Origin of the sequence: Bacillus cereus group sp. TH152-1LC, from assembly GCF_027710505.1 — a bacterium.
Lineage (GTDB): Bacteria > Bacillota > Bacilli > Bacillales > Bacillaceae_G > Bacillus_A > Bacillus_A mobilis.
On sequence record NZ_JAQFNK010000006.1, the window covers coordinates 64,047 to 85,939 of the forward strand.

The window sequence follows — 21,893 nt, forward strand, 5'->3', positions numbered from 1 at the left end:
TCTTCGAATGTAAGTTTAGTCTAAACTTTGACATCGTGTTAAGGTCAACAGAAATATATTCATGTACTTGCAACTACTTTATAAGGTGTCTCTTTATTTCTCCTTGTGATACACTACTTCTCCTTGTAAAACCGTCACTAAAACTTTCGCATCTGGAATCTTATCGACACTCATTTTAGTAATATCTTCATTTAGTAATATCATATCGGCTGATTTACCTACTTCAATTGAACCGGTAATCTTATCAAGACCTAACGCTTTGGCGGGCTTAATCGTATAAGCATCAATAGCTGCATATATATCAGATAAGCCTTTCTCTCCAATACTTAGCGCATTCGAAATTGTCACAAGTGGATTTAGTTCATTTACATCCCAATCACTACTAAGTGATACGTTTGCTCCTGTTTTCCAAATGCGTCCTAACGGCATAATTCGTTCCATCTGTTGATTTGTAAAATACGCACTTGCCCAACTTTGTTTAGGATCTTCTGCAAAATCATGACCTACTTGGAAATCAGCACTAATTCCTAATTTTGCAAAACGATTTATATCACTATTTTCTACCATTTCAACATGCGTAAGCGTATAAGGCTGATTCGCCCCTTCTTTCTTCGCTGCTTCAATTGCATTTAAACTCTCTCTTACCCCACCATCTCCAATCGTATGAATGAGTGCACCGTAACCAAGTTTATTCAGTTCCGTCAACCACCATTTCATTTTTTCTTCTGGAATATAATTCAAACCGTACGGTGTTCCTTTAAACCACTCAAATTTATATTTTTCTAGTATTTTAGCTGTACTGTTAATACTAATTCCATCACTATACATTTTCACTTGATTAATAAGCATTCGAGATGATAGATCATCACGCTTAATTTTTTTGAAATACTCCATTTGTTCCGCTTCATTTAAGTTCGGATATACCCACGGACGAAGTACTACTCGTGATGTTAACTTTTTCTCATCATTAACTTTATTCCAAACATCTAACCAGCCTCGTTTCCAATATAGACGTCCATCGCCGACTGTAGTTATTCCATTCTTCGCAACCTCATCTAAACCGTCTAACAAGCCTTCATAATTTTTTTCAAAGAGTTTAGGCTGAGAATTCCATGCTTTTTCCATTACGATATCCCCTGCTGTATCATACAGAAGCCCGAAAGGTTCTCCTGTTTCTGGATCCCGGATGATTCTTCCACCTTGCGGATCTTTCGTTTCTTTATTTATTCCCGCTACTTCCAATGCTTTTGAGTTAATCCATACAGAATGAGAAGTTCTTTCCATAATTAATACAGGGTTATTAGGAAATAACTCATCAAGAACTTGTAATGGCGTTTGTTGTTCTGATTTTTCGTCCATATCTTTTAACAGCTCTTCCAAACTAAATCCTGTTCCACTTACCCATTCGCCATCTTTCACATCTTTTTTACAAGCCTTTAAATACGAACGTTGTTCTTGCAGCGCAGCATCCGGTGAGACACTACAATTCCCTGCTGCTGGTGATTTCGCCTCAAATATATGATTATGATTGTCCACAAAACCAGGGAGTATAAAACGTCCTTGTAAATCCACCACTTTTGTATCTTCATTTATAAATCCTTCTACATCTTTGTTTGAACCAACAAATGTAATTTTCCCTTCTTTAACGGCTATAGCCTCTACAACGTCTTGCTTTCCATTTGAAGTATAGATGGTACCATTTTTAAACACTACATTTTTAGGCAACTCCTTAGGTAGAACAAAACTACCATTCTCACCTTCTCCTCCTCCTCCAGGAGTACATGCTGAAACCCATGTCATACTTAGAATCAGGCAAATAATCATGATTGTTTTTTTCATATTCTTTCTCCTTTTTATTATGATGAATTACTTACATAAATAGAATAAGGATTGACATAATGTTAATGTCAATCCTTATTCTCAGTTTATTTTCATCACTAAAAAACAAATTTGCGTCACATACTCCTCTACTAAACAATCACATTCAGATCCCTTGATGTAAACCTCATATGGTGAATCCTCTATTACATAACCATTTCTTTCAATCCATTTTTCTAACGCTATATAAGCGTAACCTATATAGTCGTAACTTCCATAATGCATAGTAGTAACGATTTGATGCGGATTTAATTTTTTTATTTCATATTCTTGTACTACGTCTTTATCGTTCTCATGCATAACTGGAATTCTTAATTCAATATCACTCTTATTTGGAATATACTCTTCATCATAAAAAACTGTAGAAGGCGAGCCGACTATTTGGAAGTTATTCTTGTGTACTTTTTCATATAAGTCATAAAAATAATCATCCATATCATCTATATTTATTTGTAACCTTTGAGCAATTACTGTTATTTCATTTCTCATCCCAATTAATATATCGTAATTTCTATGGCAAGCAGTATTTAAAGCATGATTCATATTTACCATTTCATTCATTTCTGAAATAACCTGTAAATTTTGTTTTACTTCATGAGATAACTCTATAATTTGTGCTTGCATATGTTTAATAAATGAATCTTGATCTGACGAATGAAGAATGATTTTAATTTTCGGTAGAGGGAACTTATACTCCCTTAACTTTTTTATTTTCAATGCTATTTCTAACTGCCCTTGCTCATAATATCTATACCCATTTTCCGGGTTCACATATGCTGGTTTTAATATATCTTCTTTGTCATAATGCCTTAACATCCGTGTACTCATTTTACAAATCCGCGAAAACTCAGTAATTGTATACATATACTTACCCCTTGAATACATTTTCTTATACGCTTATTTTAAAACCAATCAAAAATCTTCCTAACTGAAAAATCTTTATTCTGATTGTTCATTCTTTTCATTGTTGAAGGTAACAAATGCTGAGGACAATACCACGTTAAACAATTGATTGCGCCTCCCATTGTTGATATTTCTCCTACATGAATTTGAATAGCTTGTTTCTCCGTATGCTGTTGAATATATCGTAACACTTCCCGATCTTTAGCTAATCCAAACTTAGGAACGTAAATCGTATCACATGTTTCTAACATATTTATATACAAACCTTTTGCCGACGCTATTTCTTGATCATATTGCCCTTTCTCTGTATATGACGATGGCACAACTATAAATTCAGCTTCTGGCATTTGCTCTTGAATAATCTCTTGAACATTATATCTAAATCCATGATCCCCTAAAAAATCACTAATAAACATCGTGTGTTCATCAATAAATTTAACCATTCCGTCTGCATGTGCAAGTACGTCCCCTTCTTCAGCAGGAATAATAATAACGCGGCTCACATCCAAATCCCATTCCAGTTGCTCTATAATTTCTTCTTCCGTCCAATCATAATTATCATCAAATATACGTTCTGTTACTATAACAGTATCTTTTTTATTCCAAATAAGATTCCCACCATCTAGTATCAATGGAGATTTCACATATTCAAAGTCGTTCTTTTTCAACCATTTATTAAATTGTTGATCTAAATATCGCCATTGATCTTTCGGTAAATAATTGGGTTGATATTTAAATTTAACTAAATGATTTGTGACGACTGGTGCAACATCTCTTAGCCAAATATCATCATACTCAAAAAAGCTTGTATGAAAGTCTTGCTCTTCAACAGATAAAGAAACAAGTTGATCAGTACATGATTTATTTTCATTTAAGTATTCATTAAAATAAATCAGATCTTCATAAAATGGACGATAATATTCATTTGATTTATCTGGTATTGCAGTAAAAATAATTCCATTTTGTTTTTGTTCCATATTATTTGCCTCGCTTTTTAATAATGGCTGAATAACTAATTTCACTATGCCAACTATTTCTCTTTCATAACAATTTTCGAAACGTGCACATTTCATGAATGGATTATAGCACGGAGAAATATTATATATTTATATAAAAAATATAAAGCTGTCATTAAGCTGCAAATTGACTCTTGACAGGATTTTAAAATACAGTATTTCATGACAGCATTAAACATTTCATCGTCATACACAATTAATAATTAAATAATTTTTTTATCACGATTCAAATCGATTACTTCTAATAGTTCGTTTTCGTTATATAAATTCACTACATGTATTTCTACCCCTATACAAATTTCTTCTAACGGAAAATCGTTTGGATCCTGACCAAATGGATCCTCAATTTCAACTCCTATTGCCTCAATACCTATAAATGCAAAACTTATAAACGTAGTTGCAAGTACTGTAGACCATCCAAGGCTATCAACAAGACCAATTGGCAAAGTTGCGCAAAATATAATCAATAAAATTTTTATATGAGCAAAATACGCAAAAGGAATAGGTGTTGTTTTAATACGATCACACCCACCCACAGACGTAAGCAAAGTATTCAAATCAGTCTCCATATTAATTATCACATTTGGATGAATTTGACCTGTTTTTAAACCTTTTGATAGTATAGTTTTTAACATAAAAACTATACTAATTGGTAAATGAATAGATTTAGCCAAGATTTCTCTTTCCTTCTCAGAACAAGTATCAAGCAATGATTTTATTTCAGATAAATCTTTTTCATCTCTCAAATGTCCTTTCGCTATCTTTGGAAAAGCAACTAATAATTGTACAAATTTTAGTTTTTCCTTATCTGTCTTTCCCTCTCCAGACTCCCAATGACATAAAAAGCTAACTGCTAAATTTCTAGTACAGGCACCAATCGTACCAAACAGCTTCCTACCTTCCCAATATCTATCATAGGCAGTATTCGTACGAAAAACTAACAGTAGACCTAAAGCCCCTCCAACAATTACCCAAGGGGTTTGATTTATATGTATTTCAGCATAATAATAATGAATCACAGCTACTACCGTTGACATACATGTATATACTAAAATTTGCGGGAAAATATCTCTTATAATCGTTCCCTTTAATGTAAATATTTGATGTAAACTATTTTGATTATTGTAATGAACCATATTTACAAAAACCTCTTTCCTTATTAACCTGTTATTCTTTTAAATTATGAAAGGATACAATTAAATAATAGAATCATAAACCCTATTATTATGAGGCTAGTTAAAATTATCTCTGGCAATACTGTCACTCCTTTTTACATTCCAACTGCAAATGTTACTCTACTAAATCACGTCGCATTATTTTAGAATTTGCAATGAATAAAGCGCTAATTAACACAAGAATCGCACAGGCGTATAACAATGAATCCACTGGGCTATCATGATCTATAATAATTAGGCGCACAATAGCTGTTATACCTACATATATAAAATATCGTAATGGGAAATGAAAATTCATTTGAAAATACTTTATAATCATTACGATAAATTCAAAATATAAAAAGAATACAACGATACTATCAACTAAATGATAACTAGATTCCTTACCACTCAATTTCAGTTCTTGTATAAATTGAATGACTTCTTTCATGAGAAACACACTTAAAACAATCCCCAAACAAATCAAAGCTACATTTAAAATGTACTGTAGAATGATAGGAAAAAATGAAAAAACTATTTTTAATTTCTTTGACACAAACATCTTTCTCCTTTTCCATATAAAGTGAAACTTTAATCAGTGGGGGTTTTGTTCATCCCCACTGATTATTAGTTGAACCAATCGGACGTTAACGGACAGTTGATCTCCCACCTAACTTCTTTGCTCCAACTGAATTTTGAGGTGGAAGTTTTACTGTCCGTTAACGCGGGATAAAGCGAAATACGACTATACACTATAATCCGATTATCATTATATTAAAACCCTTTATTGTTACAAATAATAAGGCATGACAAAATAGGTAAAGGAAAAAATATACCTATTTTGTCCGTAGGTTGCTACATTTCAATCGATTACTTCAATTGAATCGGTTGTTGCTGTGTCACACAATGAATCATGCCACCATTTTTATAAAGCTCCCTCACATCAATCCCAACTACTTTACGATCTGGATATAACTTCTGAATCGTATCATTTGCGATTTTATCATTCGAATCATTATAATTAGGCACCAATACCACTGTATTCCCAATATAATAATTAATATACGATCCCTTATAATCGAGAACTTTTCCATTTTCTAAAATAACTTTCTCTTTACTAAGAGGTAAGTATTCATACTTATATTTCTGTCCTGACGCATTTTTTGCCTCTAACAATGTGTCCATATCTTTGTTCGACAACCCCCACTCGGCTAAGTCATCTTCTTTCATCGTTACAATGGTAGATTTACCATGAAATTTAGCAAATCCATCAATATGAAAGTCCGTAATATCTAAATTAGGTACTCCGTCTAACCAAATAAAGTTGGTTACTCCAAGGTCACTTATATATTTTTCAATTTCCTTTTCTGATAAATCCGGATTTCTATTTTTATTTGTTACTGCACTTCGAGTTAATAAAGCAGTCCCATTACTGTCTAATTCAATTGCACCGCCTTCCAGGACAAATTTCCCCCAATCAATCCTTTCAATCCCTAATTGTTTACTAACATTTTCACGTATACGAGCATCATTTTTATAAGGAGTTTTCTTTCCCCAACCATTAAATGCCGGATCTAATATTTTGAGATTTTTATTATTGTCATAAACAAAAATCGGCCCACTATCTCTTGCCCATACATCATCAGTAGGAGCGATAAAGAAATCAATTTTATCCATATTCAATCCTTTATCTATTAAAAGATTATTGATGCGCTCTTTCTCTTCCTCATCGTATGCAACAATATGGACTTTTTCTCCCTCGGTTAAAGCACTTGCCATCTTAACCCAAATCGGTTCAACTTCTTGCTTATACTCTTCACCATATGTATATTCATGAGGCCATTGCAGCCAAGTACCTTCATGCTTATCTTTTTCATCTGGCATCGTATATTTTCCAACTTTTTTCTGTACCTCTACTTTTCCATTCTCTTTCCCTTTTGCATTTTCATTACCACCTTCAAAAGAACAACCACTAATAATCGCCGTGGATAATGTAGCTATTAAGCAAAACTTTACTACTTTTTTCATTCTTTCAACCTCCTGTTCTTATCTCCAATAATGTAAAGCTTCACATAGTGTAAAGCTCAAGCTTTTTCTCCAATGTAAAAATTACCAATTATTCTTTACATTCCTATCATTTAACTAACTATATGTATTTATTCAACTATCTTCCTTACCTACTTGTTTAGCACGCTGAACTTTACGAAATAAAAAAATCGGTATTGATAATTACATATCAATACCGATTTTAAAATTATTCTTTTCCTTCTATTAAATCATTCGCCATTTTCCTAAACTCTTGGTTAAATGCATCATTCATACCATTTTGAACGTTAGAGAATAATATGACAAACGTTCTTTTATCCCAGTTAAAATTATTAAAAGTATTCCAGCCTGATAATACGCCGTGGTTATGATAATAATCTGGATACGTATAGAAACTAAATCCATATTTTCTTGCAGGTGATGCAGTAAACATATCTAATACACTTTGTTTAGATAGCAGTTTTCCATCCATAATAGCCTCATCTAATCTTTTCATATCTTCAACAGTCGTATACATTTCACCACACCCATACAACCAGTTCATTTTTAAGCGGGGTGCAGCTATTAACTCATTATCTTTTCTCGTATAACCTTCTGCTAAAAAAATATCTTCAGGGAGAGTTGCACCCATTCCAGATTCATGCATTTCAGCAGGAGTAAAAATATTTTCTTTCACATACTCAGCGAGCGGTTTATTTGCTACCTTTTCTACAATATACGCAAGCACCATATAATTATAATCTGTATATCGCCATCCTGTCCCTGCAGGAAATTGCAATTTTTGCGCTCCAATCCACGTTACTAACTTTAATCTTGACGCCGCATCAACTCTACCTTGTCCCTGATCCGGTAACCCTGACGTATGTGTTAACAAATTTCGCAACGTAATGTTTTTATCTGCCGGAAACGATGGAATATACTTATTTACATTGTCTTCAATATTTAATTTCCCTTTTTCTTTTAGCTGCATAATAGATATTGCAACGACTGTTTTCGTAATTGAACCAATGCGATATTTCGTTCTTGGCGTTGTTACTACTTTATCTTGCACATTCGCATACCCATAACCTTTTCGTAAAATCACATGATCTTTACTAGCTACAAGAACACTCCCATTAAATCCTTTATCTTTTAAATATTGATCTAGTTTTCCAGCTGCGACTTCATAGCGCTTTTTCTCATTAGCATCGACTTCCTGCATACCATCCTTTTGCTTACTATTTACATTAGAAAATGCCTTTATATCATATTTTTTACCTTTATTTGCATGTATTAGTGCAACGACACTCCCACAAAATATAGCAAAAATAAAGAAAACGATTATCCATTTCTTTAGCATAATAGGAACCCTCTTTTATCTAGTTTCACTTAACGCGCATCCATTCTATTCTATATCTTTTAATCTTCAAATATTTTATAATATTATCTATCTATTATTCACCTATTTAAACTAGATTCCTTTTTCTCATATTCAGTTTTTGGTTACTCTCTATTGTATTTCTTTCTTGCAAAATTTCCACCTTACAATCGGATACACTCTACTATAATTTCAACAGCTTATGTAACATTTGTTACACATAATAAGAAATGGAGTTGTTACGATGAAAAATACTGATAAACGCAATCGTTTAGATGATAGGATGTTCTATTACAGAGTAACAAAAAATAACATGGTTTTAATTGAATATTACGGAAAACAAATTATGCTATTAAAAGGAAATGATGCAGAAAAATTTTTAAACAAAATAAATCATGCTCAGAACGATACAGAAAAACAACTCATTATGGCTAAAGTAACAGGCAATTTCAAAAGAGGCAATGAACGTCATTGAAAACGAATCTCATTTATATTTTGATTATACAACATATAAAAAAAGAAATGTCGCTCATTCGGCATTTCTTTAGACTTTCTTCATAATAAATTTACATTGCTAACTTTCTTTTATTTTTTTGTTTTCACCATATATACTCACTGCCGAAATACTTAATAATATCACTATACACAACCACGCATACGTATATCCTTTCTCATCGACAATATAGCCAAATAAAACGGGTGCAACAATAATCGCAATTTGATTGAATGTAAGTGCCAAACTAACTGTTATTCCAACACATTCTTCACTTGCCAATTCAGCAACTTCAACGATAAAAAGGCTAAACCAACCAATTGAAAAGAAGCCTAACAATGCGCTTACACCATACAACACTCCACTCGTTACTGTATGTATGCTCATTACTAACAATAGAATCAAACCGATAGAAGCACAGACAGCTATAAATAAAGGTGTATGCCGATTCCCCTTATAAAACACATCACTACTAGCTGCTAATACAACACGGCCAATCATTCCAGAAAAGAACATCACTGAAAATACTGTTCCAGCTTCAATTAATGTAATTGATTCTTCCCTCACTAAAAATTTCATAAAGTGCCCAACTAACACCATTTGCAATGAAATCATGCAAATACCCGTTATATATATTGGATACAACTCTTTTTTACATATCACTACTTTTAGCTGCGTCCAAAAAGAAATTTTAATATGTTCTTTCCTTGCATCCTCTTGAACATATGACTCTTTATAAAACATAAAAAATAATATTCCGCCAATTATACAAATGCATGCCATACTATTTATCGCGTAAGTCACATTATATTGTATTGTTAGAAACGGGATTAGCACTCCCGCTAATGCGCCACCAATCGGTATACCAGCTTGCCTTATTCCCATTGCTAATCCTCGATTTTCTTTTGGGAACCATTTTAAAATCACTTTACTTCCTCCTGGCTGGGAAACACTATAAAACATTCCTACTAATAAAAGTACAAATAACAGACCATTAAACCCGTTTACTATATTAGTTAGTAAAAACGAACTCCCTAGCAAAAATGAACTGATAGAAATTAATAATTTTTCATTATATTGATCCAGTAACCGACCGACAAAAAGCATGCAAAATAACGGTCCAATATTTACAACACTTACTAACAATCCACTTTCCATATTCGTAAGCGCATATTCTTCTTTCCAAAATAAAGCGAAAGCTCCGACACCATATGTTATAAGCGTCGCTGTTGTTTGAGCAATCGTCGCAAAAATTAACATAACCCACTTATAAGCACTATTCATCCTTTCTTCAATTAACACAATCATCCCTCCCCTCTTTCATTGTATGAAAGTTCTGATATCATATAAAATAAAGATATATCATATAATCCATCAAAAAAAATGATACCTTTTCGGAGGGATGATGCATGGACATAAAAGATTTAACTGTATTTTACGAAGTTGCTAAGGAAAGTAATATTTCTCACGCAGCGAAAAATTTGAACTATGTACAATCAGGCGTAACAATGCGTATGAAACAACTAGAAAACGAATTGGGGGTACCTCTATTTTATCGTAATGGAAAAGGTGTAACTTTAACTTCTAACGGTGAGATTTTATTAACATACGCCAAACAAATTATCCACTTAATGGATCAATCTATAAAAGCGGTTCAAAGTAATGGAACTGATCCTAAAGGCACTTTGAAAATCGGGTGTACAGAATCTACAACCGCGGTAAGGCTGCCATCTATATTAACGGCCTATTATGAGAAATACCCAGAAGTCGAATTGATTTTAGAAACAAGTACGACCGAACAACTAATTAGGTTAGTGCTAGAACGAAAACTAGACGGAGCATTTATAGCAGGATCTACTCAGCATACTGAACTTCATACAAATGTATTTCGTGAAGAAGAATTAGTTCTCATTAGTAAAAAACCTTTATCCTCTCTTAAAGACATAGAATATATGAATTTACTCGCTTTTAGTCACGGTTGCTATTATAGAAGTTTATTAGAAGACTGGCTTCTAGAAGAAGACATCTCGCCTAAACGAGTTTTAGAATTCGGAACAATTGAAGCCATACTCGCCTGTGTAAAATCAAATATGGGCGTAGCGATTATGATGAAATCAATTTTAAAGGGGCATGAACATAACTTATCATTCAATCCTTTACCTAATAGATTCAAAAAAGTTCCTACTACTTTTATTACTCGAAAAGATCTATATCACTCAGCTGCATTACAAAAATTTATGGAGATGATTCACAATGCATGAAAAGAAAGTACGTGGTATGAAGCGTAAAACAAGGACTATGATACAGCGAATTGAAGAACATACAAAAACGTTCCCTTCTGCTTTCTATTACGATGAATATTGGTATATGCCCTTACCAGTTTCCCAAACTTTTATCGATTCGTGTAAAACGCCTAGAAAAGTAAAACGATTATGTATACAAACCTTATTAAATCAAGCACAGCATTTAATAAAAATAAAACCGAGCGATACACATACATATCGAGTTGTTGTTTTAATTTCTATAGAAAGTTTGTGGAATTCACAAATTATTGTATTTAAAAATGAGGACTACTTTCATAATTTCTTTAATAGAAATAGTGAATTTCAAAAATGGATTCCTCTTTCAAATGAGTCTGATTTTTGGAAGACATGGGAAATTTCAATTTGGCCTACTGCCCAAACGTTGCACTTTCAAGAAATCATTTATGATGAGGATACAATCGATGAAAAAGAGGTTTGGTTTATTGGAGAGTTATCTTAAAAGAGGAACTTTACTTCTATCATCTGGCATAATAAAGAAGGTATACCTAAAACACTGGTATACCTTTCCACTTATTTATTTTTCCTTTAACACACTATGTAATCGATCAGGATAATTTGTAAACATTCCTGTAGCACCCCATTTAATTAACAATCTCATATCTGGTTTCTCATTAATTGTATACGGGTGAATTAACAGTCCATTTTTTCTAACCATTTTCATATATGACTCATCGATAATTAGTTCTCCGTTATCATTGCGTAAGTTTGGCCCGATACCAACTGCATACTTTTTAATTTCTTGAAAATCATCATTCGTTACACTTTTCGGTTCATGTGTAATACCAGACCATTCAATAATTTCATTGTTTTCATTTGGATAATACCAAAGCAGTTGAACTAACGGAATATTTTTATTCATACTATGAATCTTTGTTAAACTATCTTTACTAAATGATTGAATCATAACACGGCTAGAAGACATGTTTTGACCTACTAAATTATATTTATTTAACAACACTAACAATTTCTCTTCCATTCCTGGATACACATCTGGTGATTTTGTTTCAATGTAATACTTCATGCTTCTTCCGTACTTTTGGAAGATTTCTTCAAGAGTCGGAACTTTTTGCCCAACATACTCTTGCTTAGCCTTTTCTGGATAAGCTTTATTGAACCAAGATCCTCCATCTAAACTCTTTATTTCACTTAATGTTTTATCTCGTACTTCGCCTGTTCCATTTGTAGTACGATCAACTGCTGTATCATGCATGGCAATCAACTGGCCATCCTTAGTTAACTGAATATCTAACTCCAAATAATCCGCTTTCATTTTTTTCACAAGATCATAAGAAGCAAAAGTATGCTCAGGTGCATGTCCACTTGCTCCGCGATGTGCAATATTTAAAAACTTATTCGTATTCCATTCATGCTTCCCCTCTGCTTTCGCATGAACGGCTCCCCCAGCAAAGATACTTCCCGTCATAAAGAAAATAACTAACACGCTAATAATTTTTCTCATCCTTCTAACCCTTCCTACGTTGCAAATTTCAACAAGTTAATGAGATTTACACGAAATAGAAGATATACTTTCATTATTTTTATAAGCTTATATTAAAATTCCAATCTTACAAATATAATTCCCCTATGTTATTACTATACTATTTATTGTCCATATCCCTCCTATTCACATGTAACTCCTTATTGATTACAGTTCATCAATAAAAAAAGCCATAATTTATTTAGAGGACACTTCTGTATCCCTAAATAAATTTATGGCTTATCTCAAATATCTCCGGCCTCGATTAACTTGTCGAAATTAATCATACCAAACCTATTAATATTTGTGAATATTTTTTAAATAGATAGTTTCTATGCTAAAGCAGCTGGCGGCATTAATTGCGGACCTTTTCCCATACGTGCCAACACCCAGTCATCATAATACCACATTTCCGTTTGACGACGACTCATCATATAATCCCAGCGTACTTCACGCTCAAATTCGATGATTTGTCTGTCTCCTCCAATTGTCACCCCGTTAAAACTCCCATTATCATGCATCATTTTCACCCATAAAACAGGAAAAGTAACAATTTCTCCTTCATCTTTATACTGTCTCATTTGTTTTTCTATACGTAGTAAAGTTAAACCACTTGCATATTGTGGATCAACCTTTTCCATTACATCCATTGCTATTTGTTCAGCATCATCTTTATGAGGCAGTTTGTCTGAGTATACTGGCATCATATTCGTATAACTTAATAAACACTTATCATTTTGAGTAGTAATGGTTGTAATATGAGCACCACCGTAATGTAACAGCTCTTCTGCTTGATAGCGTTTGATGGAAACTTGTACACCGTCACGTAATTCTTCATGCTCCCTTACCAACTTTACATACTTCGGAAGTGGTAATAACATTGACACTTCTTTACTACAATTTTGAAAAGTATTATATTGATTCGCCATTTAACATCTCTCCCTTATATATAATTCTTCTGGAACATGTGTAAGAAATTCTGTTAGCTCCCCGGCATAATATACATATAATTCATGCATCGCCCTCGTACATGCTGTGTAAAACAAATTGCGTTCAGACTCCCTATTATAGCTGTCATTAGAAGCTTCAAATATAATTACCGCGTCAAATTCTATCCCTTTCGCCAAATAAGCAGGAATAATAACAACGCCGTTCTCATAAGTTGTATTCTCTTTTTGCATAAGGTGGACATGTAATATATCTCCTATTAACTCCATCACTTTCATGCATTCTTCATTTGTTTTACAAATTACCGCAACTGTTTTATGGCCTTTTTCTTCTAACTCTTTCACCTTAAGAACTATATTCTCTACACGCTTTCGCTCATTACTTACTTTTATATAAACCGGCTTCTTACCATCCCTATTAAAAGCTTCAATCTCATTTCCATTTGGAATCATACACTTTGTAAATTCAATGATCGGTTTTGTCGATCGATAACTACGGTTAAGCCGGACTGTTTCCACTTTACGATTTACAAATAATGTGGAAATAATATTGTTTTCTCTATTTTGGTCATGCGAGAAAATATTTTGATTACGATCACCAAGTAACGTCCATTTCGCCTTCGGAAATAGTCGTTTTAGAAATGCTAATTGAAATGCTGTATAATCTTGCACTTCATCAATAAATACAAACTTCACAAGGTGATTCGTCTTAAATCCTTCAAGTAACTCTTTTAAAAATAAATACGGCGCTGCATCTTCATTTGTTAGCTGTTTATTCTTCAAATGCTTCACTGTCTGCTTACATATATCTCCCCAGCAATCTGGTACGAAAATATCTTTCTGCATGCTTTCAAATAACTGCTGAAAAATCGCAGGATGATTTACAAAAGCGAAATTTTTTACCCTTCTACGTAACGAACGAAAATATTTCTTCACTACATATTTCGTTAATAACTCATGTTCCTTCTCATAATAATCAAATTGATTATCCTTCTCTAATTTTTCAAATATGCGATTGTAATCTTCTTTATTTAAATACTGAACTTCTCGTTCCACCCAATCTTTTTTCGCTTCAATCTTTTCAAATTCATGTAACTTCCGAAGAATCCATTCCATTGTAAGTTGTATTCGATTCGGTATAGCAATAAACATATCTAGGCTATAAAAATAATCACATATTGATTTTGCCTCTATGAGCACTTCACCTTTACATGTAACATCATGAAATTGTAAACCTTTTTCACTTAAGCTTCGCGCGTATTTCTCAAGTAGTCCCATAAATTCAACCGAGGATTTATATTGAATACCTTTCACTCTAGTTTCATACGTACTTTCATGCTTTTTCGTTAAAACGTATTCTAACTGCGCAAATGAATCTTCTACAGTAAAGCTTTTTCCAATCATATGTTCCACATACGCTTGAAAAGTCGTTTGTTGCATATTTTCTTCCCCAAGCTCTGGCAAAACGTTCGCAATATAACTATTGAACAACTCATTCGGCGAAAACAGTAACATTTGATCTGCATGCACCGTGCCGCGGTAACGATACAATAAATAAGCAATACGTTGCAGTGCCGCTGAAGTTTTCCCGCTCCCAGCAGTCCCTTGCACAATTAGCACATCACTTGTATCGTTTCGAATAATTTGATTTTGTTCCCTCTGTATTGTCGCTACAATACTTTTCATTTGTTCACTTGCATTTCGTCCAAGTGCTTCTTGTAATAATTCATCACCTATCGTCACACCTGTATCAAACATACTTTGAATCGTCCCGTTTCGAATCATATATTGACGTTTTAAAAGCAAATCGCCTGAAATCGTACCTATGGGCGCTTTATACTGGGCCCTCCCTAAAGTGTAATCATAATAAAGGCTCGAAATAGGTGCCCGCCAATCGTATACTAAAAACTCATCATTTTCTTTATCATAAAAAGAGCCGATACCGATATACATTTCATCAGTATCCGCTTCAGTATCTTCTTTAAAATCAATCCGCCCAAAATACGGCGTTTCTTTTATTTTCGTTAAAAGGTTATATTCATTTTTCGTATGACGATGTGTATGTTCTCTTTCAGCAAGAAGCTCTGCCTCTTGCCTAATACTCGCCGCCGTTTCAACCGCTTCTTTAATATTATCTATATTTACTTTTACATCTTCCCAAAATTTTTTTCTAATACTTACAATTTCAGACTTCACTGAGCCAACTCGATCATCCAGCTCTTTCAGTTCCTCCTCTACTTTTTCAATAACTACATCTACACGTTGTTGCTCTTCTTTATAATGACTCATATAATCTCCCCTTCTCCTACTATTTGAAAGCCTTATATGATACGTAACTTTTTACTTTTGAAAAATGCCACAAGCAACAATCTCCCACGACTTTTGAAACTCTTCGTTTATCCTCTCTTCTTTCCACTTCTCAGAAAAAGCAGGGTGATAGAACGATGAAAGCAAACCAAATAACGTATGCGCTAAAAACAAACTATCTTGTTTTTCAATCTCATTGCGCTCTATCCCACGATTTATCACGTTCTCCAGTTGTCCAACTAATCTTTCTTCGTGCTTTTGAATCACCTTATTCTTTTGCTGCACTAACGAACTATTCAATGTAAATAACTCTTCATTTTCAAGTAACTCTTTCTTTTTAAGCTGAAATAAACGAAAGAACCACTCTTGTAAAATGATTTCCGTCTCTCCATCTTTTCCGGCAATTTGTTCAAGCTGATCTGAGTACTTAAGCAGCCATCTTTCTAAAATAGCGTCGCGCAGTGTGGCCTTACTCCGAAAATAAGAATATAAAGCCGCATGACTAACATCAAGTGACTTCGCAATACTAACAAGTGTCGTCCTACTCCATCCATATTTCATTAACTCTTTTTCCGCTGCATCTAAAACAACATTCTTCGTTAACGCCTTCTCTGTCATTTTTCTCACCGTCCAATTTATTTACATAATACTATTATTTCAATAACAACTTACATTTTTTATTATTTGTAAGTTGAATGCAAAAAAATACGATTTCAATTAGGTTATAAGATTAACATATCCTTTTTCAACTTACAATATTTTTATTTTGTAAGTTGAAAAAGGATAAAAGAAGTGCCTTATATAAAACACTTCTTCCTAGTTGCTTAAAAATTACACAATAAATGATTCATTACCTCGTTAAGCACCGTACATAGATTTGCTGTACCTTTTGCTGAACGCCACGCAATGAAGCTATCTGGTCTAATCACTACAGCTCCTTCATTCTCTAAACCATATAATTCACGAAAAACATTTTCTTGAGCAATAAACTCTCCGGTTAAACCTACTCGATACACTTTTATATTTATTCCTAATTCAGCTGAAACATCTTGTGCACAATTGGCCCAAGCGCGATTTTCTGCTCCAATAAGTAACACAAAATCATTTCCTAATAAATCAAGTATAGAAATTTCTTTTCCATCATACGTTCCACAAAAGTGTGGTGCTCGCGTTCCAGGTCTTCCATTCAACTCTACGATATCCATTCTATGTGAAGTAGCTGAGTCATCTACTATCGCTTCAGAACAATACTGATACCCGACAGTTACAGCTAAACCATCCATATTATTCAAACTGCCTTCTTCTCTATTCGCAGCACGGAACAATAAACTACTCGCATACTCCGTCGTTAATTTTGCAACAGGATATCTCTCTTCATAATATGTTTCTAACAATTTTGGATTTGCTTTCCCTTTTATAACAGCCGCTAATTTCCAAGCTAAGTTATGTGCATCTTGTATGCCTGTATTTGAACCAAATCCTCCTGTTGGCGGCATAATATGTGCTGAATCACCAACTAAAAAGATTCGATTATCTTGAAATTTCACGGCTGTACTTTCAGTCGCTTCCCACGGTAAAACACTTACTATTTCTGACTCGATTTTTGTACTTCCAATTGCGGTTTGAATGATTTGTTTACAGCGTTCTATAGTGAAATCCTCTGGTCGCTCTCCTTTTAACGGATCGTAGGATACATGGTAAATCCATCTTCTTTCGTTATCAACTGGAATAAGTGCACCAAGAACTTCCGAATGAAGTACCATAGTAAAACCAAATGCATCTCCCTGTATAAACTCACTTAAATCCGCTTCAAAATAAATATTCATATAATAACCACCGATTGTACCTCGTCCCTCGGTACGTATTCCTAGCTGCTCACGTATTTTACTTTTTGCCCCGTCCGCTGCAATTACATAGTCACAATGAATAATACTTTCTTCTTCCGTTTCACGATTCCAAATCGTCGCTATTACTCCGTGCTCATTTTGTTCATAAGAAACCAATTCATGATAAAAAGATAAGTCTCCGCCTAATGTTCTCGCTTCTTGTAACATCATCTCTTCTAAAATAATTTGATAACAAGCCGTTTGTTTTGATGGACTAATCTCTTCTATTTTTCGAAGTAACTTTTCATCGTTTCCATACTGAGTCGCCCTCATTTGTGCCAATTCTTCCTTATCGGCCTCTGCTATTATATGAACTGCTATTCTTCCTCGGCAATTTTCTAACGCTTTACCCGCCAATCTAATTCTTTGTTCTAAACCCAATTCTCGAAATAACTCCATCGTACGAAAAGTGATTCCACCTGCTTTTGGATGAATTGCAGTAGACGGGTGCCTTTCAACTAGTAAATAATCAACGTTATGTTTTGCAAGGAATAAAGCAGACGCTAATCCTGATAATCCTCCTCCAACAATTAAAACTGATACGTAATTCGATTTCATAAATTTACCCTCCACATCATTGTTCTGAGCTCAGTGACATAAATATAATCAAAAAAACAACAAAGATATAGACTTATATTTCATTTTAAATTATCATATAGATAGATTACGCCCCAAATTACTTTTACTTTTTCATATATCTATAATCTGCTTGAATTATGCATGTATGAAAGAGTAAAACGAAACAACTCACTTTAGTAAACACCAACATAATAAGCGGTCGTAGCCCTGTAAAGTTATAAGGGGTTACGACCGCTTATTTTTTAAAAATCCTTCCCCTCTATCATTTATAAACAACGTATTATTCAATCACTTTTTCTTTTTAAAACTTCATCCATTTTAATATGCTATCCTTTTCTATCCCCTACCATTTTCAACACAGAAAATTTCATTCGTCTCGATTTTCTTTCCCAATATTGCAGCTCATACAACAATCATGTAGCATTACCGTATCGATGTAATGGTTCATCATCTTAAACCTTTCGACTAATTACCAGGAGGTAAAGTGATTGAAATGAATAAACAAGAACAATTAAATGTTATAAAAAAAGATTTTATTGATTCTCAAAAAGTATTATTAGCAATTGGCGATGAAACACGTCAAGCTATTTTGTTCGTTCTCATGGAAACGGAATGTCAAACCGGATTACGTGTGGGCGAAATTACGAAAAAAACACACCTTTCTCGACCAGCGGTATCACATCATCTTAGAATTTTACGAGAAGCCGGTATTATTTTAATGCGAAAAGAAGGTACAAAAAACTTTTATTATATTGATATACGTACAAAATTAGGTTTATTAAAAAATCTTGTATTAGATATTGAAAAGCTATTGCACAACTTTTATTGAGATTTGGAGGTATAAGAAATGAAAGCAATGATAATTGATAAATACGGGAAAGTTCCAATGCGTATGGCAGAGGTACCTACTCCTGAAATAAATGAGTATGAAGTGCTCGCAGAAATTCATGCAGCTAGTATTAACCCGATTGATTTTAAAATACGCGATGGAAAAGTGAAGATGTTACTTAAATATGAAATGCCCCTAATCCTTGGGAATGACTTTTCCGGTGTCATCGTAAAGGTTGGATCAAAAGTAACTCACTTTAAAGTCGGTGATGAAATATACGCACGCCCAAGAAAAAATAAGATTGGCACTTTCGCGGAATATATAGCCATTCACGAGGATGATGTAGCCTTAAAACCTAAAAATTTAAGTTTTGAGGAAGCTGCTTCGATTCCACTCGTTGGCTTAACATCATATCAAGCACTACATGACATCATGCACTTACAAAAAGGACAAAAGATTTTAATTCACGCTGGATCTGGTGGTGTTGGTACTTTCGCAATTCAGTTAGCAAAAATAATGGGTGCAACTGTTACAACGACTGCTAGTGAAGCTGGTTCTGATTTAGTAAAGTCTCTTGGCGCAGATGAAATTATTAATTACAAAACAGAAAAATTTGAAGAAATGCTAAAAGATTATGATGCAGTATTTGATACAATCGGCGGTACAACACTTGAAAAATCATTCAATATTATAAAAAACGGCGGCAACATCGTTTCCGTTTCAGGAATGCCAAATGCTCGTTTCGGTAAAGAATTTGGTTCCGGATTTTTCAAAACGCTCTTATTTTCATTAGTAAGTAGAAAACTTACTGCACTTGAAAAAAAGCATAATGCTCAATATTCATTTTTATTTATGAAACCAAGCGGAGATCAATTACGTACTATCGCAAACTATATTGAAGCTGGTGAAATCAAACCGGTAATCGATCGAGTTTTCCCTTTTGAAGATGCTCAAAAAGCAATGGAATATTCAGAGGCTGGAAGAGCAAAAGGAAAAATAATCGTAAAAATTAAGTAATAATAAAAACTCCATTTAAAAAAATGGAGTTTTTATATTTGCTGTTAAATAGACATAGTGCAATGAAGTCCTTACAATAGATTGCAAGGGGAAATATCATATTATACTTTTAGCTAACTTTACAAAGAATACATACGTACAAATACATAATAAAAAATAAACAAGGAGGAGATAAAATGACTAAAAATAATGAAGCTGATTGGAATTTAGATAATAGTTATACGACTCTGCCGCAATCATTTTATACAGAAATCCCCCCTACTCCCGTAAGTTCACCGGAGCTAGTTAAACTAAACCACTCACTAGCAATATCTCTTGGCTTTAATCCTGAAGAATTGAAGAAAGAAGCCGAAATTGCTATTTTTGCTGGTAATGCACTCCCAGAAGGAGCTCATCCATTAGCACAAGCGTATGCCGGTCATCAATTCGGACATTTTAATATGTTAGGCGACGGTCGCGCTCTTTTAATTGGCGAACAAATTACTCCTTCAGGTAAACGTTTTGATATTCAGCTAAAAGGTTCTGGCCCTACTCCGTATTCACGCCGTGGTGATGGTCGTGCGGCACTCGGTCCGATGCTACGTGAGTATATTATTAGTGAAGCAATGTATGCACTCGATATTCCGACTACTCGCAGTTTAGCAGTTGTCACAACTGGCGAGCCAACATATCGTGAAACAAAGTTACCTGGAGCAATTTTAACTAGAGTCGCTAGCAGTCATATACGTGTCGGCACATTTCAATATGCTGCAGCTCGTGGTTCTATCGAGGATCTTCAATCACTAGCTGACTATACAATAAACAGGCATTATCCAGAAATTGAGGCTCATGAAAACCGATATACTGCATTACTACAAGAAGTTATAAAGAAACAAGCAAGTCTCATCGCTAAATGGCAACTTGTTGGATTTATTCACGGCGTCATGAACACTGACAATATAACGATTAGTGGAGAAACGATTGATTACGGCCCTTGTGCTTTTATGGACAATTACGACCAAGGAACTGTATTTAGCTCGATCGATACACAAGGTCGCTACGCATATGGGAATCAGCCATATATGGCCGCATGGGATCTGGCACGATTAGCAGAATCTTTAATACCGATTCTGCACGAAGATGAAGAAGAAGCATTAAAAATTGCCCAAGACGAAATTTCTAAATTTAGCGTACAGTATGAAAACCAGTGGTTCCTTGGAATGAAAAAGAAATTAGGACTATTTAGCAACGAGGAACACGATCACTCCCTTATTGAGCAACTTTTAAAAATGATGGAGAAACATAAAGCAGATTACACAAATACATTCCGTTCATTAACTCTTAATACGATCGAAAATACAGCTCTATTTGAAAGTCCTGAATTTAAAGAATGGTACAAACTGTGGCAATCTCGATTAGAAAGACAAGAAGAATCGAAAGAAAACGCCTACGAAATGATGAAAAATAATAATCCATCCATCATCCCAAAAAACCACCGCGTAGAAGAGGCACTAGAAGCAGCTGTTACAAATGACGACTATAGCGTAATGGAGAAACTTCTTGAAGCTCTATCAAATCCTTATGCGTATGCTACAGAGCAAGAAGAATACTGTGTTCCACCTGCCCCGACGAATCGGCCTTATCGTACTTTTTGTGGGACTTGATTGTTTAATATAAAAAAAGTGTGTTCATACAAATTAT

General features: G+C 34.0%; 19 protein-coding genes. 6 read left to right on the top strand and 13 right to left on the bottom strand.

Annotated features, from left to right (window positions below; all coding sequences use genetic code 11):
• Nucleotides 1–93: 93 nt before the first annotated feature.
• The 7 genes from PDL00_RS16125 to PDL00_RS16155 form a co-directional block, all read right to left on the bottom strand.
• Complete coding sequence (locus tag PDL00_RS16125) at nucleotides 94–1,839, bottom strand: amidohydrolase (protein ID WP_270730105.1); 1,746 nt, start codon at nucleotides 1,837–1,839, stop codon at nucleotides 94–96.
• An 81-nt stretch (nucleotides 1,840–1,920) separates the two neighbouring features.
• Nucleotides 1,921–2,742 carry a MerR family transcriptional regulator gene (locus PDL00_RS16130; RefSeq protein WP_270730108.1) on the bottom strand — a complete coding sequence of 274 codons (822 nt, stop codon included), beginning with the start codon at nucleotides 2,740–2,742 and terminating at the stop codon, nucleotides 1,921–1,923.
• Nucleotides 2,743–2,780: 38 nt separating this feature from the next.
• Entirely contained in the window at nucleotides 2,781–3,758 is a 978-nt protein-coding gene (locus tag PDL00_RS16135; RefSeq protein WP_242254830.1) for an agmatine deiminase family protein, read from the bottom strand.
• A 242-nt stretch (nucleotides 3,759–4,000) separates the two neighbouring features.
• Complete coding sequence (locus PDL00_RS16140) at nucleotides 4,001–4,933, bottom strand: bestrophin family protein (RefSeq protein ID WP_270730112.1); 933 nt, start codon at nucleotides 4,931–4,933, stop codon at nucleotides 4,001–4,003.
• A 154-nt stretch (nucleotides 4,934–5,087) separates the two neighbouring features.
• The gene (psiE, locus tag PDL00_RS16145) at nucleotides 5,088–5,513 is read right to left on the bottom strand and encodes a phosphate-starvation-inducible protein PsiE (RefSeq protein WP_242254835.1); all 426 of its coding nucleotides are present in this window, start codon (nucleotides 5,511–5,513) and stop codon (nucleotides 5,088–5,090) included.
• Nucleotides 5,514–5,821: 308 nt separating this feature from the next.
• The gene (locus PDL00_RS16150; protein ID WP_242254837.1) at nucleotides 5,822–6,979 is read right to left on the bottom strand and encodes an agmatine deiminase family protein; all 1,158 of its coding nucleotides are present in this window, start codon (nucleotides 6,977–6,979) and stop codon (nucleotides 5,822–5,824) included.
• A gap of 226 nt (nucleotides 6,980–7,205) precedes the next feature.
• Nucleotides 7,206–8,336 (bottom strand): serine hydrolase domain-containing protein, encoded by a 1,131-nt coding sequence (locus tag PDL00_RS16155; protein ID WP_242254840.1) that lies wholly within the window; start codon nucleotides 8,334–8,336, stop codon nucleotides 7,206–7,208.
• A 262-nt stretch (nucleotides 8,337–8,598) separates the two neighbouring features.
• Between PDL00_RS16155 and PDL00_RS16160 the strand changes: the two genes are divergently transcribed.
• Nucleotides 8,599–8,829 (top strand): hypothetical protein, encoded by a 231-nt coding sequence (locus PDL00_RS16160; RefSeq protein ID WP_242255784.1) that lies wholly within the window; start codon nucleotides 8,599–8,601, stop codon nucleotides 8,827–8,829.
• 99 nt (nucleotides 8,830–8,928) lie between these two features.
• Here the strand turns inward: PDL00_RS16160 and PDL00_RS16165 are convergent, their stop codons facing one another.
• Nucleotides 8,929–10,155, bottom strand: coding sequence for an MFS transporter (locus tag PDL00_RS16165; protein WP_270730116.1), 1,227 nt, complete (start codon nucleotides 10,153–10,155; stop codon nucleotides 8,929–8,931).
• A gap of 101 nt (nucleotides 10,156–10,256) precedes the next feature.
• Here PDL00_RS16165 and PDL00_RS16170 point away from each other — a divergent pair, with 101 nt between their 5' ends.
• Both PDL00_RS16170 and PDL00_RS16175 read left to right on the top strand, forming a co-directional pair.
• Nucleotides 10,257–11,108: a LysR family transcriptional regulator gene (locus tag PDL00_RS16170; RefSeq protein WP_242255787.1), complete on the top strand. Its 852-nt coding sequence runs from the start codon at nucleotides 10,257–10,259 to the stop codon at nucleotides 11,106–11,108.
• Nucleotides 11,101–11,610, top strand: coding sequence for a DUF3916 domain-containing protein (locus tag PDL00_RS16175; protein ID WP_270730119.1), 510 nt, complete (start codon nucleotides 11,101–11,103; stop codon nucleotides 11,608–11,610). Before PDL00_RS16170 ends, PDL00_RS16175 begins: the two co-directional genes overlap by 8 nt.
• Nucleotides 11,611–11,685: 75 nt before the next feature.
• Here the strand turns inward: PDL00_RS16175 and PDL00_RS16180 are convergent, their stop codons facing one another.
• The 5 genes from PDL00_RS16180 to PDL00_RS16200 form a co-directional block, all read right to left on the bottom strand.
• Nucleotides 11,686–12,630 (bottom strand): glycerophosphodiester phosphodiesterase, encoded by a 945-nt coding sequence (locus PDL00_RS16180; protein ID WP_242255790.1) that lies wholly within the window; start codon nucleotides 12,628–12,630, stop codon nucleotides 11,686–11,688.
• Between the two features lie 350 nt (nucleotides 12,631–12,980).
• The gene (locus PDL00_RS16185; protein ID WP_270730122.1) at nucleotides 12,981–13,577 is read right to left on the bottom strand and encodes a hypothetical protein; all 597 of its coding nucleotides are present in this window, start codon (nucleotides 13,575–13,577) and stop codon (nucleotides 12,981–12,983) included.
• A complete protein-coding gene (gene helD / locus PDL00_RS16190; RefSeq protein WP_270730124.1) occupies nucleotides 13,578–15,884 on the bottom strand; it encodes an RNA polymerase recycling motor HelD in 2,307 nt (768 codons plus the stop codon).
• Nucleotides 15,885–15,935: 51 nt separating this feature from the next.
• Nucleotides 15,936–16,520, bottom strand: coding sequence for a TetR/AcrR family transcriptional regulator (locus PDL00_RS16195; RefSeq protein WP_097882456.1), 585 nt, complete (start codon nucleotides 16,518–16,520; stop codon nucleotides 15,936–15,938).
• Nucleotides 16,521–16,726: 206 nt separating this feature from the next.
• A complete protein-coding gene (locus tag PDL00_RS16200; protein ID WP_270730130.1) occupies nucleotides 16,727–18,346 on the bottom strand; it encodes an FAD-dependent oxidoreductase in 1,620 nt (539 codons plus the stop codon).
• Between the two features lie 505 nt (nucleotides 18,347–18,851).
• Between PDL00_RS16200 and PDL00_RS16205 the strand changes: the two genes are divergently transcribed.
• The 3 genes from PDL00_RS16205 to PDL00_RS16215 all read left to right on the top strand — a co-directional run bounded on the left by PDL00_RS16205 (nucleotide 18,852) and on the right by PDL00_RS16215 (nucleotide 21,856).
• Nucleotides 18,852–19,196 (top strand): ArsR/SmtB family transcription factor, encoded by a 345-nt coding sequence (locus PDL00_RS16205; protein ID WP_185914399.1) that lies wholly within the window; start codon nucleotides 18,852–18,854, stop codon nucleotides 19,194–19,196.
• Nucleotides 19,197–19,214: 18 nt separating this feature from the next.
• Nucleotides 19,215–20,213, top strand: coding sequence for an NADP-dependent oxidoreductase (locus PDL00_RS16210; RefSeq protein WP_270730132.1), 999 nt, complete (start codon nucleotides 19,215–19,217; stop codon nucleotides 20,211–20,213).
• Nucleotides 20,214–20,389: 176 nt separating this feature from the next.
• Nucleotides 20,390–21,856 (top strand): protein adenylyltransferase SelO, encoded by a 1,467-nt coding sequence (locus tag PDL00_RS16215; RefSeq protein WP_270730135.1) that lies wholly within the window; start codon nucleotides 20,390–20,392, stop codon nucleotides 21,854–21,856.
• Nucleotides 21,857–21,893: the final 37 nt, after the last annotated feature.

What these genes read in the sequence shown, in the direction of transcription:
- PDL00_RS16125 (WP_270730105.1), bottom strand. Translation starts at nt 1,839, where the DNA reads ATGAAAAAAACAATCATGATTATTTGCCTGATTCTAAGTATGACATGG.
- PDL00_RS16130 (WP_270730108.1), bottom strand. Translation starts at nt 2,742, where the DNA reads ATGTATACAATTACTGAGTTTTCGCGGATTTGTAAAATGAGTACACGG.
- PDL00_RS16135 (WP_242254830.1), bottom strand. Translation starts at nt 3,758, where the DNA reads ATGGAACAAAAACAAAATGGAATTATTTTTACTGCAATACCAGATAAA.
- PDL00_RS16140 (WP_270730112.1), bottom strand. Translation starts at nt 4,933, where the DNA reads ATGGTTCATTACAATAATCAAAATAGTTTACATCAAATATTTACATTA.
- psiE (WP_242254835.1), bottom strand. Translation starts at nt 5,513, where the DNA reads ATGTTTGTGTCAAAGAAATTAAAAATAGTTTTTTCATTTTTTCCTATC.
- PDL00_RS16150 (WP_242254837.1), bottom strand. Translation starts at nt 6,979, where the DNA reads ATGAAAAAAGTAGTAAAGTTTTGCTTAATAGCTACATTATCCACGGCG.
- PDL00_RS16155 (WP_242254840.1), bottom strand. Translation starts at nt 8,336, where the DNA reads ATGCTAAAGAAATGGATAATCGTTTTCTTTATTTTTGCTATATTTTGT.
- PDL00_RS16160 (WP_242255784.1), top strand. Translation starts at nt 8,599, where the DNA reads ATGAAAAATACTGATAAACGCAATCGTTTAGATGATAGGATGTTCTAT.
- PDL00_RS16165 (WP_270730116.1), bottom strand. Translation starts at nt 10,155, where the DNA reads ATGATTGTGTTAATTGAAGAAAGGATGAATAGTGCTTATAAGTGGGTT.
- PDL00_RS16170 (WP_242255787.1), top strand. Translation starts at nt 10,257, where the DNA reads ATGGACATAAAAGATTTAACTGTATTTTACGAAGTTGCTAAGGAAAGT.
- PDL00_RS16175 (WP_270730119.1), top strand. Translation starts at nt 11,101, where the DNA reads ATGCATGAAAAGAAAGTACGTGGTATGAAGCGTAAAACAAGGACTATG.
- PDL00_RS16180 (WP_242255790.1), bottom strand. Translation starts at nt 12,630, where the DNA reads ATGAGAAAAATTATTAGCGTGTTAGTTATTTTCTTTATGACGGGAAGT.
- PDL00_RS16185 (WP_270730122.1), bottom strand. Translation starts at nt 13,577, where the DNA reads ATGGCGAATCAATATAATACTTTTCAAAATTGTAGTAAAGAAGTGTCA.
- helD (WP_270730124.1), bottom strand. Translation starts at nt 15,884, where the DNA reads ATGAGTCATTATAAAGAAGAGCAACAACGTGTAGATGTAGTTATTGAA.
- PDL00_RS16195 (WP_097882456.1), bottom strand. Translation starts at nt 16,520, where the DNA reads ATGACAGAGAAGGCGTTAACGAAGAATGTTGTTTTAGATGCAGCGGAA.
- PDL00_RS16200 (WP_270730130.1), bottom strand. Translation starts at nt 18,346, where the DNA reads ATGAAATCGAATTACGTATCAGTTTTAATTGTTGGAGGAGGATTATCA.
- PDL00_RS16210 (WP_270730132.1), top strand. Translation starts at nt 19,215, where the DNA reads ATGAAAGCAATGATAATTGATAAATACGGGAAAGTTCCAATGCGTATG.
- PDL00_RS16215 (WP_270730135.1), top strand. Translation starts at nt 20,390, where the DNA reads ATGACTAAAAATAATGAAGCTGATTGGAATTTAGATAATAGTTATACG.